At 56.3% G+C, this 16,758-nt stretch carries 18 protein-coding genes and 1 other annotated feature; of the genes, 6 read left to right on the top strand and 12 right to left on the bottom strand.

Annotated elements, in window-relative coordinates:
- Positions 1 to 267 precede the first annotated feature (267 nt).
- The 3 genes from clpB to rluD all read right to left on the bottom strand — a co-directional run bounded on the left by clpB (position 268) and on the right by rluD (position 4,681).
- Positions 268 to 2,841 carry an ATP-dependent chaperone ClpB gene (gene clpB, locus EV102420_RS00005; protein ID WP_042387486.1) on the bottom strand — a complete coding sequence of 858 codons (2,574 nt, stop codon included), beginning with the start codon at positions 2,839 to 2,841 and terminating at the stop codon, positions 268 to 270.
- Between the two features lie 131 nt (positions 2,842 to 2,972).
- A complete protein-coding gene (gene yfiH, locus EV102420_RS00010) occupies positions 2,973 to 3,704 on the bottom strand; it encodes a purine nucleoside phosphorylase YfiH (RefSeq protein ID WP_042387488.1) in 732 nt (243 codons plus the stop codon).
- A complete protein-coding gene (gene rluD, locus EV102420_RS00015) occupies positions 3,701 to 4,681 on the bottom strand; it encodes a 23S rRNA pseudouridine(1911/1915/1917) synthase RluD (protein WP_042387491.1) in 981 nt (326 codons plus the stop codon). The genes yfiH and rluD overlap by 4 nt, the downstream gene beginning before the upstream one ends.
- A 133-nt stretch (positions 4,682 to 4,814) precedes the next feature.
- Here rluD and bamD point away from each other — a divergent pair, with 133 nt between their 5' ends.
- From bamD to pheA, 4 genes are all read left to right on the top strand, one after another.
- A complete protein-coding gene (bamD, locus tag EV102420_RS00020) occupies positions 4,815 to 5,552 on the top strand; it encodes an outer membrane protein assembly factor BamD (RefSeq protein ID WP_042387494.1) in 738 nt (245 codons plus the stop codon).
- Positions 5,553 to 5,831: 279 nt separating this feature from the next.
- Positions 5,832 to 6,170, top strand: a complete 339-nt coding sequence (gene raiA / locus EV102420_RS00025; protein ID WP_042387495.1) for a ribosome-associated translation inhibitor RaiA — start codon at positions 5,832 to 5,834, stop codon at positions 6,168 to 6,170.
- A 121-nt stretch (positions 6,171 to 6,291) separates the two neighbouring features.
- Positions 6,292 to 6,417, top strand: a sequence feature (Phe leader region).
- Positions 6,293 to 6,340 (top strand): pheA operon leader peptide PheL, encoded by a 48-nt coding sequence (pheL, locus tag EV102420_RS22645; RefSeq protein WP_181016674.1) that lies wholly within the window; start codon positions 6,293 to 6,295, stop codon positions 6,338 to 6,340. It overlaps the preceding feature by 48 nt.
- A 40-nt stretch (positions 6,418 to 6,457) precedes the next feature.
- Positions 6,458 to 7,618, top strand: a complete 1,161-nt coding sequence (gene pheA, locus EV102420_RS00030) for a bifunctional chorismate mutase/prephenate dehydratase (RefSeq protein ID WP_042387497.1) — start codon at positions 6,458 to 6,460, stop codon at positions 7,616 to 7,618.
- Here the strand turns inward: pheA and EV102420_RS00035 are convergent.
- The 3 genes from EV102420_RS00035 to aroF all read right to left on the bottom strand — a co-directional run bounded on the left by EV102420_RS00035 (position 7,615) and on the right by aroF (position 10,757).
- On the bottom strand, positions 7,615 to 8,487 hold the full coding sequence (locus tag EV102420_RS00035; RefSeq protein WP_042387499.1) for an SMP-30/gluconolactonase/LRE family protein: 873 nt from the start codon (positions 8,485 to 8,487) through the stop codon (positions 7,615 to 7,617). The two genes, pheA and EV102420_RS00035, sit on opposite strands and share 4 nt — an antisense overlap.
- Before the next feature lie 68 nt (positions 8,488 to 8,555).
- Positions 8,556 to 9,677 (bottom strand): bifunctional chorismate mutase/prephenate dehydrogenase, encoded by a 1,122-nt coding sequence (tyrA, locus tag EV102420_RS00040; RefSeq protein ID WP_042387500.1) that lies wholly within the window; start codon positions 9,675 to 9,677, stop codon positions 8,556 to 8,558.
- 9 nt (positions 9,678 to 9,686) lie between these two features.
- Positions 9,687 to 10,757 carry a 3-deoxy-7-phosphoheptulonate synthase AroF gene (aroF, locus tag EV102420_RS00045; RefSeq protein WP_042387502.1) on the bottom strand — a complete coding sequence of 357 codons (1,071 nt, stop codon included), beginning with the start codon at positions 10,755 to 10,757 and terminating at the stop codon, positions 9,687 to 9,689.
- Between the two features lie 231 nt (positions 10,758 to 10,988).
- On the opposite strand from aroF, the gene EV102420_RS00050 reads away from it, so the two are divergent.
- Both EV102420_RS00050 and dgcN read left to right on the top strand, forming a co-directional pair.
- Complete coding sequence (locus EV102420_RS00050; RefSeq protein ID WP_042387503.1) at positions 10,989 to 11,363, top strand: DUF2799 domain-containing protein; 375 nt, start codon at positions 10,989 to 10,991, stop codon at positions 11,361 to 11,363.
- Positions 11,364 to 11,512: 149 nt separating this feature from the next.
- The gene (gene dgcN / locus EV102420_RS00055; RefSeq protein ID WP_042387538.1) at positions 11,513 to 12,721 is read left to right on the top strand and encodes a diguanylate cyclase DgcN/YfiN; all 1,209 of its coding nucleotides are present in this window, start codon (positions 11,513 to 11,515) and stop codon (positions 12,719 to 12,721) included.
- Here dgcN and EV102420_RS00060 read toward each other — a convergent pair.
- The 6 genes from EV102420_RS00060 to rpsP all read right to left on the bottom strand — a co-directional run bounded on the left by EV102420_RS00060 (position 12,707) and on the right by rpsP (position 16,725).
- Positions 12,707 to 14,101, bottom strand: coding sequence for a PepSY-associated TM helix domain-containing protein (locus EV102420_RS00060; RefSeq protein WP_042387504.1), 1,395 nt, complete (start codon positions 14,099 to 14,101; stop codon positions 12,707 to 12,709). The two genes, dgcN and EV102420_RS00060, sit on opposite strands and share 15 nt — an antisense overlap.
- Positions 14,102 to 14,157: 56 nt before the next feature.
- Positions 14,158 to 14,577, bottom strand: a complete 420-nt coding sequence (locus EV102420_RS00065; RefSeq protein ID WP_370678330.1) for a DUF2946 domain-containing protein — start codon at positions 14,575 to 14,577, stop codon at positions 14,158 to 14,160.
- A 145-nt stretch (positions 14,578 to 14,722) separates the two neighbouring features.
- Positions 14,723 to 15,070, bottom strand: coding sequence for a 50S ribosomal protein L19 (gene rplS / locus EV102420_RS00070; protein ID WP_006178051.1), 348 nt, complete (start codon positions 15,068 to 15,070; stop codon positions 14,723 to 14,725).
- 40 nt (positions 15,071 to 15,110) lie between these two features.
- On the bottom strand, positions 15,111 to 15,878 hold the full coding sequence (gene trmD / locus EV102420_RS00075; RefSeq protein WP_042387508.1) for a tRNA (guanosine(37)-N1)-methyltransferase TrmD: 768 nt from the start codon (positions 15,876 to 15,878) through the stop codon (positions 15,111 to 15,113).
- Between the two features lie 43 nt (positions 15,879 to 15,921).
- Positions 15,922 to 16,461 carry a ribosome maturation factor RimM gene (rimM, locus tag EV102420_RS00080; protein ID WP_042387509.1) on the bottom strand — a complete coding sequence of 180 codons (540 nt, stop codon included), beginning with the start codon at positions 16,459 to 16,461 and terminating at the stop codon, positions 15,922 to 15,924.
- A 15-nt stretch (positions 16,462 to 16,476) separates the two neighbouring features.
- Positions 16,477 to 16,725 carry a 30S ribosomal protein S16 gene (rpsP, locus tag EV102420_RS00085; RefSeq protein WP_042387512.1) on the bottom strand — a complete coding sequence of 83 codons (249 nt, stop codon included), beginning with the start codon at positions 16,723 to 16,725 and terminating at the stop codon, positions 16,477 to 16,479.
- Positions 16,726 to 16,758: the final 33 nt, after the last annotated feature.

Here is a 16,758-nt window from a genome sequence, read left to right on the forward strand (position 1 = left end):
TTCCAGAGTCAAGCGTTTATTTTCGCTTTTCTCTGCCGAAGTGCCCGGAGGCGCCTCGCTGACCGGCCGGCTTACTCGCCGTTGTTCCGTGTCAGTGGAGGCGCATTATAGGGAGTTATTCCGGGCTGACAAGTCTTAAATCGAAAAAACTTATCGATAGCCTAATTTTTAGGCGAAACGGTGATACAAAGCACAATTTCGCCTGGTTTATAAACAAAAACGAACCCCGCAGGGGCTCGTTTTACGCTTTTCACGCTCTACTGCACATTACTGCACGGCGGCAATGCGGTCGTCTTTCACCACCAGCTGTACCGTTTTGCCTGGAATCAGCTCCCCAGAGAGGATCTGCTGCGCCAGCGGGTTCTCGATCTGCTGCTGGATAGCGCGTTTCAGCGGACGTGCCCCGTATACCGGATCGTAACCGTTAGCGCTCAGCAGCTTCAGCGCCTCATCTGACATCTGCACGGCATAACCGCGCTCTTCCAGACGTTTATAAAGACGCTGCAGCTGGATCTGGGCAATCGAGGCAATATGTTTCTCACCCAGCGGATGGAATACCACGACCTCGTCGATACGGTTGATGAACTCCGGACGGAAGCTATGGCTCACCACGCCCATGACGATCTCTTTCATATGGCCGTAGTCCAGCTCACCGAAGCGCTCCTGAATCAGATCGGAACCCAGGTTCGAGGTCATAATCACTACGGTGTTGCGGAAGTCGACCGTTCTCCCCTGCCCGTCCGTCAGGCGTCCGTCATCCAGCACCTGTAAAAGAATGTTGAATACGTCCGGATGCGCTTTCTCTATTTCATCCAGCAGGATAACGGAATAGGGACGACGACGAACCGCCTCGGTCAGATACCCGCCCTCTTCATAGCCGACGTATCCCGGAGGTGCACCCACCAGCCGCGACACGGAATGTTTCTCCATAAACTCGGACATGTCGATACGTACCATGGCATCGTCACTGTCGAACATAAAGTTAGCCAGCGTCTTGCACAGCTCTGTCTTCCCTACCCCGGTTGGCCCAAGGAACAGGAAAGAGCCAATCGGACGGTTCGGATCGGACAGCCCCGCCCGGCTGCGACGGATAGCGTTCGAGACGGCCTCAACGGCTTCGTTCTGGCCAATCACACGGCTATGCAGCTGCTGCTCCATACGCAGCAGTTTTTCGCGTTCGCCTTCCATCATGCGGGCCACCGGAATACCGGTCCAGCGTGCCAGCACCTCGGCGATCTCGGTATCGGTCACTTTGTTACGCAGCAGACGCATGGTTTTGCCTTCCGACTGCGTTGCCTGCTCAAGCTGTTTCTCCAGCTCAGGGATTTTCCCGTACTGCAGCTCGGACATGCGGGCCAGGTCGCCAACGCGGCGAGCCTGCTCAATGGCAATCTTCGCCTGCTCCAGCTCGGCCTTAATGGTCTGCGTTCCGGAGAGCGAGGCTTTCTCCGCCTTCCACTCCTCTTCCAGCACTGAGTACTGGCGCTCTTTATCAGCCAGTTCGCCGTTGAGCATCTCCAGACGCTTAATGCTGGCGTCATCAGACTCTTTCATCAGCGCCTGCTGCTCCAGCTTGAGCTGGATAATGCGCCGGTCCAGACGGTCCAGCTCTTCCGGCTTGGAGTCGATCTGCATCCGAATGCTGGATGCGGCCTCATCGATCAGGTCGATAGCTTTATCCGGCAGCTGGCGGTCGGCAATGTAGCGATGGGACAGCGTCGCCGCCGCCACGATGGCCGGGTCGGTGATCTGCACATGGTGATGCAGCTCATAGCGCTCTTTCAGCCCACGCAGGATAGCGATGGTATCTTCAACCGACGGCTCGGCAACGAACACTTTCTGGAAGCGTCGCTCCAGCGCCGCATCTTTCTCAATATACTGACGGTACTCATCCAGCGTGGTTGCACCGACGCAGTGCAGCTCGCCGCGGGCGAGAGCCGGTTTCAGCATGTTCCCGGCGTCCATTGCGCCATCGGCCTTACCTGCGCCCACCATCGTATGCAGCTCATCAATAAACAGGATGACGTTACCCTCCTGCTTTGACAGGTCGCTCAGCACGCCTTTTAAGCGCTCTTCGAACTCACCGCGATATTTAGCCCCTGCCACCAGCGCCCCCATATCCAGCGCCAGCACCCGACGGCCCTTCAGCCCTTCCGGCACTTCGCCGTTAACAATACGCTGCGCCAGCCCTTCAACAATGGCGGTTTTACCCACGCCCGGCTCGCCGATCAGCACCGGGTTATTTTTGGTACGACGTTGCAGTACCTGGATAGTACGGCGGATCTCTTCGTCGCGGCCAATCACCGGGTCGAGCTTGCCCTGTTCGGCACGCTCGGTAAGATCGACGGTAAATTTCTTCAAGGCCTGACGCTGGTCTTCGGCCCCTTGATCGTTCACGCCTTCTCCTCCGCGCATCTGTTCAATTGCCTGGGTCACGTTGTTGGTATTCGCCCCCGCTGCTTTCAGCAGATCGGCGAGCGTGCCGCGCGACTCCAGCGCCGCCAGAACAAACAGCTCTGACGAAATAAAGTTATCGTTACGTTTCTGCGCCAGCTTGTCGCAAAGGTTAAGCACCCGCACCAGATCCTGGGACGGCTGAACGTCGCCGCCGGTACCCTCTACCTGCGGCAGACGGCTGAGCGCCTGGTCAATGGCGGTGCGGAGCTGACCGGCGTTGACACCGGCAGAGGTAAGTAACGGACGTACCGAGCCCCCCTCCTGTGTCAGCAAGGCGCTCATAAGATGAAGTGGTTCGATAAATTGATGGTCTTGCCCCAGCGCGAGTGACTGAGCGTCGGCAAGAGCAAGCTGGAATTTATTAGTAAGACGATCCAGACGCATAACTCCTCCCATAATACAGGTCAAATTTGCTACTGGAGATTAAATGAGGTCATCCCTCAATTATTCAAGGTTAATGATCTAAATTATGTACAAAGAATATTACACGTACTGGATCGTCTTGATTCTTTAGGTTATATCAGCCAAATGAAACTTGCCAGACGCCCGGTGGTTTTGTCGCGGCGATAAGAGAAGAATTCACTTTGTTCACTGAAGGTGCACCGGTCGCCACCGTAGACGGCGTCTACGCCGACGCGTGCCAGCCGCTGACGAGCAAGCTGATAGATATTAGCAAAATATTTTTCGCCTGCCGCACGAAATGCCGCTGAAGCGTTCGAATCTTCGGCAATAAAGGCGTCGCGCACTTCCGGGCCAACTTCAAAGGCATCAGGGCCGATAGCGGGTCCTAGCCAGGCAATGATGTTTTCCGGCTTATCTGCAAAACGGGCCACCGTCTCTTCCAGTACGCCTGCACACAGCCCACGCCAGCCCGCATGCGCGGCAGCGACTTCAGTTCCCGCACGATTACAGAACAGCACCGGCAGGCAGTCGGCGGTCATCACGGCGCACACCGTGCCGGGAGTATTGCTGTATGAGGCATCTGCGCGTTTAGAGGCATAAGGCTCGCCGGAAAGCGTAAGCACCGTTTTGCCGTGCACCTGCTCCAGCCAGACGGGCTTAGAGGGCAAACCGGCTGCGGCAAACAGCCGGCGACGGTTCTCCTCGACATGCTCAAGGTTGTCACCGCAGTGTGCGCCCAGGTTCAGGGAGTCCCATGGGGCAAGGCTCACACCGCCGTTGCGGGTCGAACTACAGGCCGCGACGCCTTCAGGCAGCGGCCACTGCGGAACAATCAGCGATGTCATAGCCAGTCAACGTCCTCTTTATGGGTTTCGAAATCGGCGCGCATGGCGTCGATCAGGTCGATCATATCCTGTGGGATCGGCGCATGCCACTCCATCTCGATACCGGTAATCGGGTGATAGAGACGCAGCATGGTGGCGTGCAGCGCCTGGCGATCGAACTGGCGCAGCGCGGTGATGAACTCATCAGATGCGCCCTTCGGCGGACGCGGACGGCCACCGTAGAGCTGATCGCCCACCAGCGGATGGGTAATGTGCGCCATGTGAACACGGATCTGGTGGGTACGGCCTGTCTCAAGACGCAGGCGCAGACGCGTATGCACACGGAAGTGCTCCATGATGCGATAGTGGGTCACCGCCGGCTTGCCCATCGGATGCACCGACATGTGGGTACGCTTGGTCGGGTGGCGGCTAATGGGCTCTTCCACCGTACCACCCGCCGTCATATGGCCAATGGCAACGGCTTCATACTCACGGGTGATCTCGCGCAGCTGCAGGGACTCCACCAGTCGGGTCTGGGCCGGTACGGTCTTAGCAACGACCATCAGGCCAGTGGTGTCTTTATCCAGACGGTGGACGATACCGGCGCGCGGCACGTCAACAATCGGCGGATAGTAGTGCAGCAGCGCATTCAGCACGGTGCCGTCAGGGTTACCTGCGCCCGGATGCACCACGAAGTCGCGCGGCTTGTTGATCACCAGAATATCGTCATCTTCATAGACGATGTTGAGTGGGATATCCTGCGCTTCAAAGCGCGCCTCTTCTTCGATCTCCGCATCGATGGCGACGCGCTCGCCGCCCAACACTTTCTCTTTGGGTTTGTCGCAAATCTTGCCGTTGACCTGCACGCGCTGGTCAAGGATCCACTCTTTTATGCGCGAACGTGAATAATCCGGGAACATTTCGGCCAATGCCTGATCTAAGCGTTGACCGAGTTGATTTTCGGACACCGTTGCGGTGAGTTGTACTAGTTGTGCCATAGACAGCTTCTTCGTTAACCTTGGGTTTTTACGGCTTTGCCGTTTAATATAGTGTGCTATTGTAGCTGGTCTTAATCGGGAGCAGGAACAGAGAATCCTCCCGCATAAACATTTTGAGGAAAGTCAAAACGTCATGACGCGCATGAAATATCTGGTGGCAGCCGCCACGTTGAGCCTGGCTTTGGTGGGTTGCTCCAGTTCAAAGGAAGAGGTGCCTGATAATCCGCCTAATGAAATCTATGCGACTGCTCAGCAAAAGTTGCAGGACGGTAACTGGAAACAGGCAATAACGCAACTGGAAGCGCTGGATAACCGTTATCCGTTTGGCCCTTACTCGCAGCAGGTTCAGCTGGATCTGATCTACGCCTACTATAAAAATGCCGATCTGCCGCTGGCCCAGGCCGCGATCGATCGCTTTGTCCGTCTGAACCCGACTCACCCGAACATCGATTACGTGATGTATATGCGCGGCCTGACCGACATGGCGCTGGACGACAGTGCATTACAGGGTTTCTTCGGCGTCGATCGTAGCGATCGCGATCCTCAGCACGCCCGCGATGCGTTTAATGACTTCTCGAAGCTGGTACGTGGCTATCCGAACAGCCAGTACGTTACCGATGCCACCAAACGACTGGTCTTCCTGAAGGATCGTCTGGCGAAGTATGAATACTCCGTGGCGGAATACTACACCGAACGCGGCGCGTGGGTGGCGGTGGTTAACCGCGTAGAAGGCATGCTGCGTGACTTCCCTGACACGCAGGCGACGCGTAACGCCCTGCCGCTGATGGAAAATGCCTATCGCCAGATGCAGATGAACGCTCAGGCGGATAAAGTCGCGAAGATTATCGCGTCCAACAGCAGCAGTACCTGATAGTCAAAAACCGATCGTTAAAAACACCAACGGCAGCTCTCGGGCTGCCGTTTTTTTATGCGGTTTCGGCTGCCCCTAAAGAAGTAGGCGGCAACGTAACTTATCAACTATGGCTCTCCTTCTCCTATCCAGCAAGTAAAATCTCATCTCTTCCTGTCCTATCTCACAAAATGTCGGCATTGACAAAAAGTGACAAAAATACGTGATTTACATCACACTTTTTGACCTTCAGAAAGGTATGCTGAGATCACCTGGACGGAAAGACAAGAGGTAACATTTATGACAGTGAACATTACCAGTAAACAAATGGAAATTACTCCGGCAATTCGCCAGCATGTCGCAGACCGTCTCGCCAAGCTAGAAAAATGGCAAACTCATCTGATTAATCCCCATATCATCCTCTCGAAGGAGCCGCAGGGTTTTGTTGCTGACGCAACCATTAATACCCCTAACGGCCAGCTGGTCGCCAGTGGCCGACACGATGATATGTATACCGCTATCAACGACTTGATTAACAAGCTGGAACGGCAGCTCAATAAAGTGCAGCACAAAGGTGAAGCCCGTCGCGCCGCCACGTCGGTGAAAGACGCCACCTTCGTTGAAGAAGAAGAAGAGTAATCCTTTACGAAGAGTAGTCCTTTACATTGAGTGTCTCACCCACGCGCCTTCGGGCGCGTTTTTTATTGACAGGGTGAAAACAGTACGGTTACTTTACCTGTAGACACAGACAGGACTATCCCATGAAACAGACGCCGTTTTTCTTCGCACGCTTTTTTACCTTCCCCTGAATGGGAGGCGTTTCGTCGTGTAAGAGTATGTGCGAAGACGAACAGCAAGGCCTCCCAAACCGGGGGGCCTTTTTTTATGGCTGATAGACAGATAACGATAACGACTAAGGCAACACTATGACACCGGAAAACCCGCTGCTGGATCTGCGTAAAAAGATAAGCGCCCTGGATGAGCAACTGCTGGCGCTGCTGGCCGAGCGTCGCCAGCTCGCCGTTGAGGTGGGCAAAGCCAAGCTGACCTCCCACCGTCCGGTGCGCGATATCGACCGCGAACGCGATCTGCTGGAGCACCTGATCCAGCTGGGCAAAACGCACCATCTTGATGCGCATTACATTACCCGTCTGTTCCAGCTGATTATTGAAGATTCCGTTCTGACCCAGCAGGCCCTGCTCCAGCAGCATCTCAATCAAACCAACCCGCACTCGGCGCGAATTGCCTTTCTCGGCCCCAAAGGCTCCTATTCGCACCTGGCCGCACGTCAGTACGCGGCGCGCCACTTCGAGCAGTTTATTGAGAGCGGCTGCGCAAAGTTCCACGATATCTTTCAGCAGGTAGAGACTGGCCAGGCCGACTATGCCGTCGTGCCGCTGGAGAACACCAGCTCCGGGGCGATCAACGATGTCTACGATCTGCTCCAGCACACCAGCCTGGCGATCGTCGGGGAGATGACCGTACCGATCGATCACTGCGTGCTGGTTTCGGGTACGACCGACCTGAGCAAAATCGAAACGGTCTACAGCCATCCACAGCCCTTCCAACAGTGCAGCCAGTTTTTAAACCGCTATCCGCAGTGGAAAATTGAGTATACCGAGAGCACCTCGGCGGCAATGGAGAGAGTGGCCCAGGCGAATTCGCCTCATGTAGCGGCGCTGGGCAGCGAGGCGGGCGGTGCACTCTATGGCCTACAGGTGCTGGAGCGTAACCTGGCAAACCAGACGCAAAACATCACTCGCTTTATTGTGCTGGCGCGTAAACCGATTAACGTCTCCGATCAGGTACCGGCTAAAACGACGCTGCTGATGGCCACGGGCCAGCAGGCCGGGGCGCTGGTTGAGGCGCTGCTGGTGCTGCGTAACCATAACCTGATTATGACTAAGCTGGAGTCACGCCCCATTCACGGCAACCCGTGGGAAGAGATGTTCTATCTGGATATCCAGGCCAACCTGGAGTCTGCATCCATGCAGAAAGCCCTGCGCGAGCTCGGGGAGATCACCCGCTCGTTGAAAGTGCTGGGCTGCTATCCTGGCGAGAACGTTGTCCCGGTCGATCCGGCTTAACGCTCAATAAAGGGGGATTTCTTCACGCCTGCCACGCTTACCGGCAGGGTGAAGATAGCCCCGGAGAGCGGAAACTTCGCCAGCTCGTCCTGCTTCATATTCTCCCGGGTGGTGGTGATAAACAGCGTCTTCATATCTTCACCGCCAAAGCACACCATCGTCGGGCAGCGCACCGGCAGGCGATACTCTTCTAGCTGTTCGCCCTCAGGGGAGAAACGCGCGATGCGCCAGCCGTCGTACAGCGCGCTCCAGTAACAGCCCTCGATGTCCGTGGCCGCGCCGTCCGGCTGCCCCTCCTCTTTTTTAAAGGTGCGGAACACCTCACGCTTGCCGGGCTCGCCCTGCTCATCCAGCGGCGTGCGGTAGATCACCTCCTGCGGCGTGTCGGAGGTGTACATCCACTTCCCGTCCGGGCTAAACGCTAATCCGTTGGCCCCAAGGATATCGCACTGGATTACCTTCGGGGTCAGATCGTTATCGACCCGCACCAGCAGCGCGCCGTTGTAATCCTGCGGTGCCCAGAATGTGCCAGCGTAAAAACGACCAGCATGATCGGTCCCACCGTCGTTAAAGCGCGCCAGCTCCGGATTAGAGGGGTTATCACACACTTTATGAGTCAGCAGGCCGCGTTTGTCCGCCAGCCAGATGGCACTACGCATCGCAACGATGAAACCGCCCTTCTCGCGCAGGGCAAAGCAGCCCACCTCTTCCGGAAACCGCAGGACGGTATGCTCAGCGGACGCCAGATGATAGCGGTGGATCTCTCCCTCCAGAATATCGGCCCAGTACAGCGCCTGTTCCGATTCGCTCCAGACAGGACATTCCGGCAGATGACCGGTGTAATCAAATAGCAGTTGCGGCTCAGCCATAGAGACTCCCATACAGTAAAAAGGCCAGCGGGTAACCCACTGGCCTTAAAGTATATACAGCTTTTAACCTATTGACGGTTGTCGTTTGCCTGACGTAGCAGGACCCGACTCTCGCTCTGGAAGCGCTGGGCGTAGTCGCCAAACCAGTGCTCAACCTTGCGGAAGCTATCGATAAACGCCTGCTTGTTGCCCTGCTCCAGCAGCTCAATCGCTTCGCCAAAGCGCTGGTAGTAGCGCTTGATCAGCGCCAGATTGCTTTCCGAGGCCATAATGATGTCCGCATAGAGCTGTGGATCCTGGGCAAACAGCCGCCCGACCATTGCCAGCTCCAGACGGTAGATGGGCGAGGAGAGCGCCAGCAGCTGCTCCAGCTGCACGTTCTCTTCCGCCAGATGCAACCCGTAGGCGAAGGTAGCGAAGTGGCGCAGCGCCTGAATAAACGCCATGTTCTGATCGTGCTCAACGGCACTGATACGGTGCAAACGGGCACCCCAGACCTGAATCTGCTCCAGCAGCCACTGGTAGGCTTCCGGCTTGCGTCCGTCGCAGTAGACCACCACCTGCTTCGCCAGGCTGCCGCTGTCCGGGCCGAACATCGGATGCAATCCTAAGACGGGTCCTTTATGCACGCTCAGCATGGCCTGCAGCGGCCCGCTTTTCACCGAGGCCAGATCGACAAGGATGCAATCCTCCGGCAGCGGCGGCAGGGAGGCGATCACCTGCTCAGTAACATGAATCGGCACGCTGACGATCACCATTCCGGCGTCGGCGACAATATTGCCCGCCTGCGCCCAGTCATCCTTCTCCAAGATACGTACCTGGTAGCCGGAGAGGGTCAGCATCTTCTCAAACAGCCGGCCCATTTGGCCGCCGCCGCCCACAATCACTACCGGACGCAGCGTCGGACAGAGGGTTTTGAACCCTTTATCGTTCTCGCTGGAGTAGGATTCACGCATTACGCGCCTGAGCACGTCCTCAATCAGATCCGGCGGTACGCCAAGTGACTCGGCCTCCTGACGGCGAGAAGCCAGCATAGCGGCCTCGCGCTCGGGCACGTAGATCGGCAGGCCATATTTACTCTTAACCTCGCCGACCTCGGCCACCAGATCCAGACGCTTCGCCAGCAGGGCCAGCAGCGCCTTATCTACTTCATCAATTTGATCGCGCAGGGCGGTCAATTCAGCAACCATAACAACCTCTTAAGCCAGACGTGCTGCCAGATGCCCACGCAGATGTTGGTTAATCTCACGCAGCAGCGCGTCAGTCGTCTCCCAGCTGATGCAGGCATCGGTCACGGAGACGCCATGTTTCATATCGCCGCGCGGCTGCTCGGACGATTGATTACCCTCATGAATATTACTCTCGATCATCAGGCCAATGATCGATCGGTTACCATCTTTGATTTGCGCCACAACGGATTCAGCGACCGCAGGCTGGCGACGGTAATCTTTATTCGAGTTACCGTGGCTGCAGTCTACCATCAGGGCGGGCTTCAGGCCTGCCTGCATCATCTCTTTCTCGCACTGCGCCACGTCAGCCGGGCTGTAGTTCGGCGCTTTGCCGCCGCGCAGGATCACGTGTCCATCCGGGTTGCCCTGGGTTTGCAGCAGGCACACCTGACCCGCCTGGTTGATACCGACAAAACGGTGCGGCATTGCCGCCGCGCGCATGGCGTTGATCGCCGTCGCCAGGCTACCGTCGGTGCCGTTCTTAAAGCCGACCGGCATGGAGAGGCCGGAGGCCATTTCACGGTGGGTCTGGGACTCGGTAGTGCGTGCGCCGATGGCCGACCAGCTAAAGAGATCGCCCAGGTACTGCGGGCTGTTGGGATCCAGCGCTTCGGTTGCCAGCGGCAGGCCCATGCTGACCAGCTCCACCAGCAGGCTACGGGCAATTTTCAGCCCGGTTTCGACATCAAACGAACCATCCATATGTGGATCGTTAATCAACCCTTTCCAGCCAACGGTGGTACGGGGTTTTTCAAAATAGACGCGCATGACCAGGTAGAGGCTATCGCTGACCTCCTCGGCAAGGGCTTTAAAGCGGTGAGCGTACTCAATGGCCGCCTGCGGATCGTGAATGGAGCACGGCCCGCACACTACCAGCAAACGCGGATCGCGCCCGGCAATGATATCGGAGATAGTCTGACGCGATTGCGAGATCTGCGCCTCCTGCTCTGCCGTCAGCGGAAACTCCGCCTTCAGGCGTTCCGGAGTGATTAAAACCTGCTCGTCGGCGATATGGACATTATTCAGCGCGTCTTTTTGCATGATGGCGATCCTGGTCGTTCGTTGCGATAGTCTTTAGCGATAGTGTTCTCAGCAGAGAGTAACCTAACAGTATCACAACCGGTAAAGATTTCAATCCATAATACGTACATAATTGTTTACATTACCCCTTAAAATGCAATTTAATTGCGCTTTTTATGTAAACAAAAATGCACACCGAGCAACCTGACGGCAACCAGGCTACGCTTTAATAACAGAAAAAGGAGCACGATAATGAAACCTGGAATGTACGCACTCTTAGCCATTCTGCTGTCTGGCTGCTCGGTTGAACCCTATACACACGCTCCCACATGGACCGGCACCGACTGGTACAGCACCGGGAAAGACGACGCCCTCTCTGGCGCGGTGGTCAAAGAGAACAGCGTCCTGGCTGCTCTGCACAATGACGCCAACGTCGATCGAAACCGCTATTTACAAGGCTATAAGGCAGGCCTGAAAAGGATTTGTCACGACGATTTTCTCTATGCCTGGGGTCGTGCGGGTAAAATCTATCCAGCCGGCTGCGACACGCAGGAGAGCGCCGCCCAGCTGCGTAGCGCCTGGCAAGCAGGTATGGACGAAGGCACCCGCGACGCCGTTCTCAATTAACTGCCGAAATATTATTCAATCTGTGAATAAGTCGAGATCACCCCTGGTCTATCCAGGGTAATATAACCACGATCTTAACAGGGGATATGCAGGTAAACGCTGTTTTTCTGCTACGTGTAATTATCAGCCGTCGTTGCGGGGAAATAATGATGAATAGGGATCTTTCACGGCCAACTTTTAAGCGTACCCTACGTAGAATCAATATTATTAACGTGATTATTACGATGACGCTGGTTTGGTTTCTTATCTCCGTCACGTCGGTACTGACGTTAAAGCAGTATGCCCTACGTAACTTAGAGCTGACGGGCGCGACCATGAGCCGCAATCTGGAGTTTGCCCTCGCCCGCCATGATGCGGCCGCCGCTGCCGATACGCTCTCTACGCTTGGCCAGCGGGGGCTCTATAGCGCGGCCGAGGTACGCGATGCAAAACAGCATGTCGTGGCAGGCTGGTCTTCGATGCCGAAGAGCAGCTATGACAAAGCCAGCGATCTCATCCGCCGGGGACTGCTTCCCGAACCGGTTAGGCAGCCGATCGTGCACGACGGTACACAGATCGGCGAGCTGCATCTGACGGCCCAGGCCAGCCTGATTGGCCACTTTATTCTGCTCTCCCTCGGCGTCCTGACCGGATCTATCCTCTTTGCCTCCGCCGTGGCGCTCGCCATCAGTCGCTATCTGCATAACGGCGTGTTCAACGCTCTGCAAAATATCACTGACGTGGTGCATGACGTGCGGACCTACCGCAACTTTTCTCGTCGCGTCGCCGACGAGCGTATTGACGAGTTTCATCGCTTTGGTCAGGACTTTAACAGCCTGCTGGATGAGATGGAGGAGTGGCAGCTGAGCTTACAGGCGCGCAATGCCCTGCTCCTGCGTACCGCCCTGCACGATCCGCTGACCGGACTGGCTAACCGTGCCGCGTTTCGCAACGCCATCGCTGCCCTGATGAAGGATGACGCCGCCCAACGCTGCTCGGCGCTGCTGTTTCTTGATGGTGATAACTTCAAGTACATTAACGACACATGGGGGCACGCCGTCGGCGACAGCGTCCTGATTGAGGTGGCGAAAAGGTTATCCGCCTTTGGCGGCAAGCAGCATATGGCCTACCGTCTCGGCGGAGATGAGTTTGCCATGATCCTGACCGGCGTGCATACCGAACATGAGGTAAAGCGTCTCACAGGCGCGCTGGTCCAGCAGTTCTATCATCCTTTCGATCTGCATAACGGCTCTACCACCATGATGACCCTCAGCATTGGCTATGCGCTGGCATGGGAGCACGCCAGCGCCGAAAGCCTGCTGGAGCTGGCGGACAAAAATATGTACAAGGTCAAGCAGCGCCAATCAAAGACGCCCTGACTCCTGTTCCGGCTGCAATGGTGCAGCGCTGGCCCGACGCCAGCGCACAATATCGACAGCAATAAACAGCAGCAGGCTGATGCCCAGTACCGGTAGCGCCAGCCCAATCAGTAGGGCAAGGATCAGGGTAATTATCCGTTCTCCCCTGCCGAGCGCCAGCCAGCTCTGCATCAGCGTTTGCACTGGGCTCATGCCGCCCTGCGCCGGACGGCGGATCCACCACAGCCGATAGCCCACCACGATGCTCACGCACAGCGCACTGCCAAACAGGATCAGCGCCAGCTGGTTTGGCAGGCCGAACAGCACACCCATATGGAAATCGACGCCCCAGCGGGTCAGCTTCGCCATCAGCGGGAAGTCAGCAAAGCGCGTCTGGTCGATCGCGGTCATGGTGTGACCATCGATCGCTACGGCATCAACCTGCGTGGGCCAGGCCCGGTCGATCTCCGTGACCGTCCACGCCTGGTCTGCACTGCGCGGCGGGCGGATCTCAAGACGGGAAGCATTGATGCCGGTCTGGCGGGCTACCTGCAATACCTCATCATACTGCACGCTGTCGGCATCGCTCTCCGCCATCGGCATCGTCATTCCCTCATGGTGCTCATGATGGGCATGATGTTCCGCATGGGGATCGGCTGGCTGGGCGGCTCCGTGCAGTTGGGTATTCACCTGCGGCGTCATCCAGCCCAGCGCCGCGCGCATTTTATCAACGTTACCTCCCGCCCACTGAGACCAGGTCAAACCGGTCGCGGAGAAGAGCAGCATGCCTGCCAGCAGCACCCAGCCCAGGCTCACGTGCAGGCGACGGCTGTTCTGCACCCGATTGTTAATCCGTCGTTTGGGCCGGGTGAACCACCACAGCGCAATGCCGCCGAGGGCAGCAATCCACATCCATGACGCCGCCAGCTCGCTATAGAGTCGCCCGACATCGCCGAGCAGCAGGGAACGGTGCAGATAATCGATAGTCTGGCGCAGAGGCAGAATGCCACTGGTGCCATAGACGGTCATATCGCCTTTTACCGCCAGGGTCACGGGATCGATAAAGATAGCCCGGTTCTCCGAGACGCCAAGCTGCGGATCGGCAAACATTACCCGCGTCGTCTCCCCGTTGATAAGCCCAGGGCGGACAGCGTGCAGACGCAGCGTTCCGCCGGTCACCCGCTCGGCCACCGCGATCTGCTCGGCCAGCGGCTGATGCTCACCGGTAACGGTGCCGTAGAGCGCATCGTGATAGAGCGCGTTCTCCAGCTGTGGCGTGGCCACATAGAGCGTCCCGCTGAGGGCGGCGATAAAGATAAACGGGCCAACAAAGAGACCGATATAGAAATGGAGGCGTCGCAGCAGGTTTACCCATGCCGCGCGCGAAGTGCAGGTAGTCATACTTTTCCTTTTTTTAGGTAAAAAGTTGCTGGTACGCCGGGGCGTACAGGAAATTTTTAGAGGGAAAAAGCAGACAGGCGCGGCGGCGCGCGGGTATCGGGGCAGAGCCAGGGGAAGAAGTGCCAGTGGCAGACGGTGGGCCGCGGTGGCGTTATGCGCAGCCTGAGCAGCACGCCACAGAGCAGAACGATAAGCGCAAGGATCACGCCTGGCACATGCGCTAGCAGCACGCAGTAGCCGCATGCCTCGGCATGGTCGACCGGCATGCTTTGCGATGCGGGCGAATGTTCAGGCATCGCATGATGCTCCGGCATGACGTGATGCTCAGGCATCATCGACATCTCGTGGTGCATGCCAGGCATCGCGCTCATGGGATCTTTTTGCAGCGCAACGGAGATCAGTGGTGCAATCACGATCAGCAGGATCGCAAACAGCGCGGTCAATGCCGCTGCGCGTTTCCATGTTGAGTGATGCATCAGGTTAGCCACTAGCCCTCCGGTCGAGAGCAGACATTGTAAAGGATTTATAACGCAGGAGTTAACAGATCGCGCGCGCAGGTATAAAAAAAGGGGCCAGCCCACAGGCCAGCCCCTTTTTATCAGGATGTCGCGAAAGCGAATCTTAGTTAAGACGCTCTTTGATACGAGCAGACTTACCGGTACGCTCACGCAGGTAGTACAGTTTAGCTTTACGTACAGCACCACGACGTTTAACAGCAATGCTGTCAACTACCGGAGAGTGAGTCTGGAAGACACGCTCAACGCCTTCGCCGTTGGAAATTTTGCGAACAGTGAATGCAGAGTGCAGACCGCGGTTACGAATAGCGATAACCACGCCCTCGAATGCCTGCAGACGTTTTTTGGAACCTTCAACAACCCATACTTTCACTTCCACGGTATCACCCGGACGGAAGGAAGGTACGTCCTGCTTCATCTGCTCTTGTTCAATTTGCTTAATGATGTTGCTCATAATTTAATCTCTTATCCTGGGTAAACTGATATTTGGAGGCTTACGCCATCCCATCATGTATTTGCTGCTGTTGTGCGTGCTCTTTTCGGAACTCCGCCAGCAGCTTTGCTTGCTCTTCAGTCAGAGCCAGGTTTTCCAGAAGTTCAGGTCTTCTAAGCCAGGTGCGGCCCAGCGACTGCTTCAGACGCCAGCGACGTATCTCGGCATGGTTACCCGACAGCAGAACTGCCGGCACCTCCATGCCTTCTAACACCTCAGGACGGGTATAGTGTGGACAGTCCAGCAACCCATCGGCAAAGGAATCTTCCGTTGCCGAAGCTTCATGCCCCAGTACGCCTGGAATAAACCGGGCAACCGAGTCAATCAGCGTCATTGCTGGTAACTCACCACCGCTGAGCACGTAATCGCCGATAGACCACTCTTCGTCGACTTCGGTTTGGATCACACGCTCATCGACCCCTTCGTAGCGCCCGCACACCAGAATCATTTTCTGATTCGTTGCCAGTTCGCTCACGCCCGCTTGATCAAGCTTGCGTCCCTGAGGTGACAGATAGATCACCTTTGCGCCCTCACCCGCCGCGGCTTTCGCTGCGTGGATGGCATCCCGCAAGGGTTGAACCATCATAAGCATCCCCGGTCCGCCGCCGTAAGGACGATCGTCCACGGTACGGTGCCGGTCATGAGCGAAGTCACGCGGACTCCAGCTCTGGATGCTCAGCAGGCCATTTTTAACGGCCCGGCCAGTTACCCCGTAATCGGTAATGGCGCGAAACATGTCAGGAAACAGGCTAACTATACCAATGAACACAAGCCAATCCCCATCGTGCCGTGCCTACCGTTTATCCGGAGGTTTAAAAACCAGGATCCCAATCTACTTCGATTGTACGAGTAGTGAGATCGACATTCTTGATAACCTGTCCATCGAGGAACGGAACCAGCCGCTCCTTGATACCAAACGCATCTTTCAGGTTTGCCTTAATGACGAGAACGTCATTTGACCCGGTTTCCATCATGTCGATGACTTTCCCCAGGGCATAGCCTTCTGTGGTTACTACCTGGCAGCCCATAAGGTCTTTCCAGTAGTAGTCACCCTCAGAAAGCGGCGGCAACTGCGACGAATCCACGACAATTTCACAATTAGTCAGCGCATTCGCGGCATCACGGTCATCAATGCCTTTCAGCTTAATGACGATGTCCTGATTGTGGTGACGCCAGCTTTCCAGCTCGACCATCTGCCACTTACCGGCCTTCTGGATAAACCAGGGCTGGTAATCAAAAATGCTTTCAGCGTCTTCAGTGGAGGAAAACACTCTGAGCCAACCACGGATCCCGTAGCAAGAACCCATTTTTCCCAATACGATCGGTTCAACAGGTGCTTTAATGCTCATCATGACCACCGTGACAGATTAAGCTGCTTTGTTTGCTTCTTTGATCAGCGTAGCAACGCGATCGGAAACGGTAGCGCCCTGGCCAACCCAGTGAGCGATGCGATCCAGATCCAGGCGGGTGCCTTCTTCTTTTTCGCTAGCGATCGGGTTGAAGAAACCAACGCGCTCAATGAAGCGACCGTTGCGTGCATTACGGCTGTCAGTAACAACAACCTGGTAGAACGGACGCTTTTTTGCGCCGTGACGAGCTAAACGAATAGTTACCATAACATCCTCTTGTGTGAATAAAACAACAGGCCC

The organism is Pseudescherichia vulneris NBRC 102420 (assembly GCF_000759795.1).
GTDB classification, from domain to species: Bacteria; Pseudomonadota; Gammaproteobacteria; order Enterobacterales; family Enterobacteriaceae; genus Pseudescherichia; species Pseudescherichia vulneris.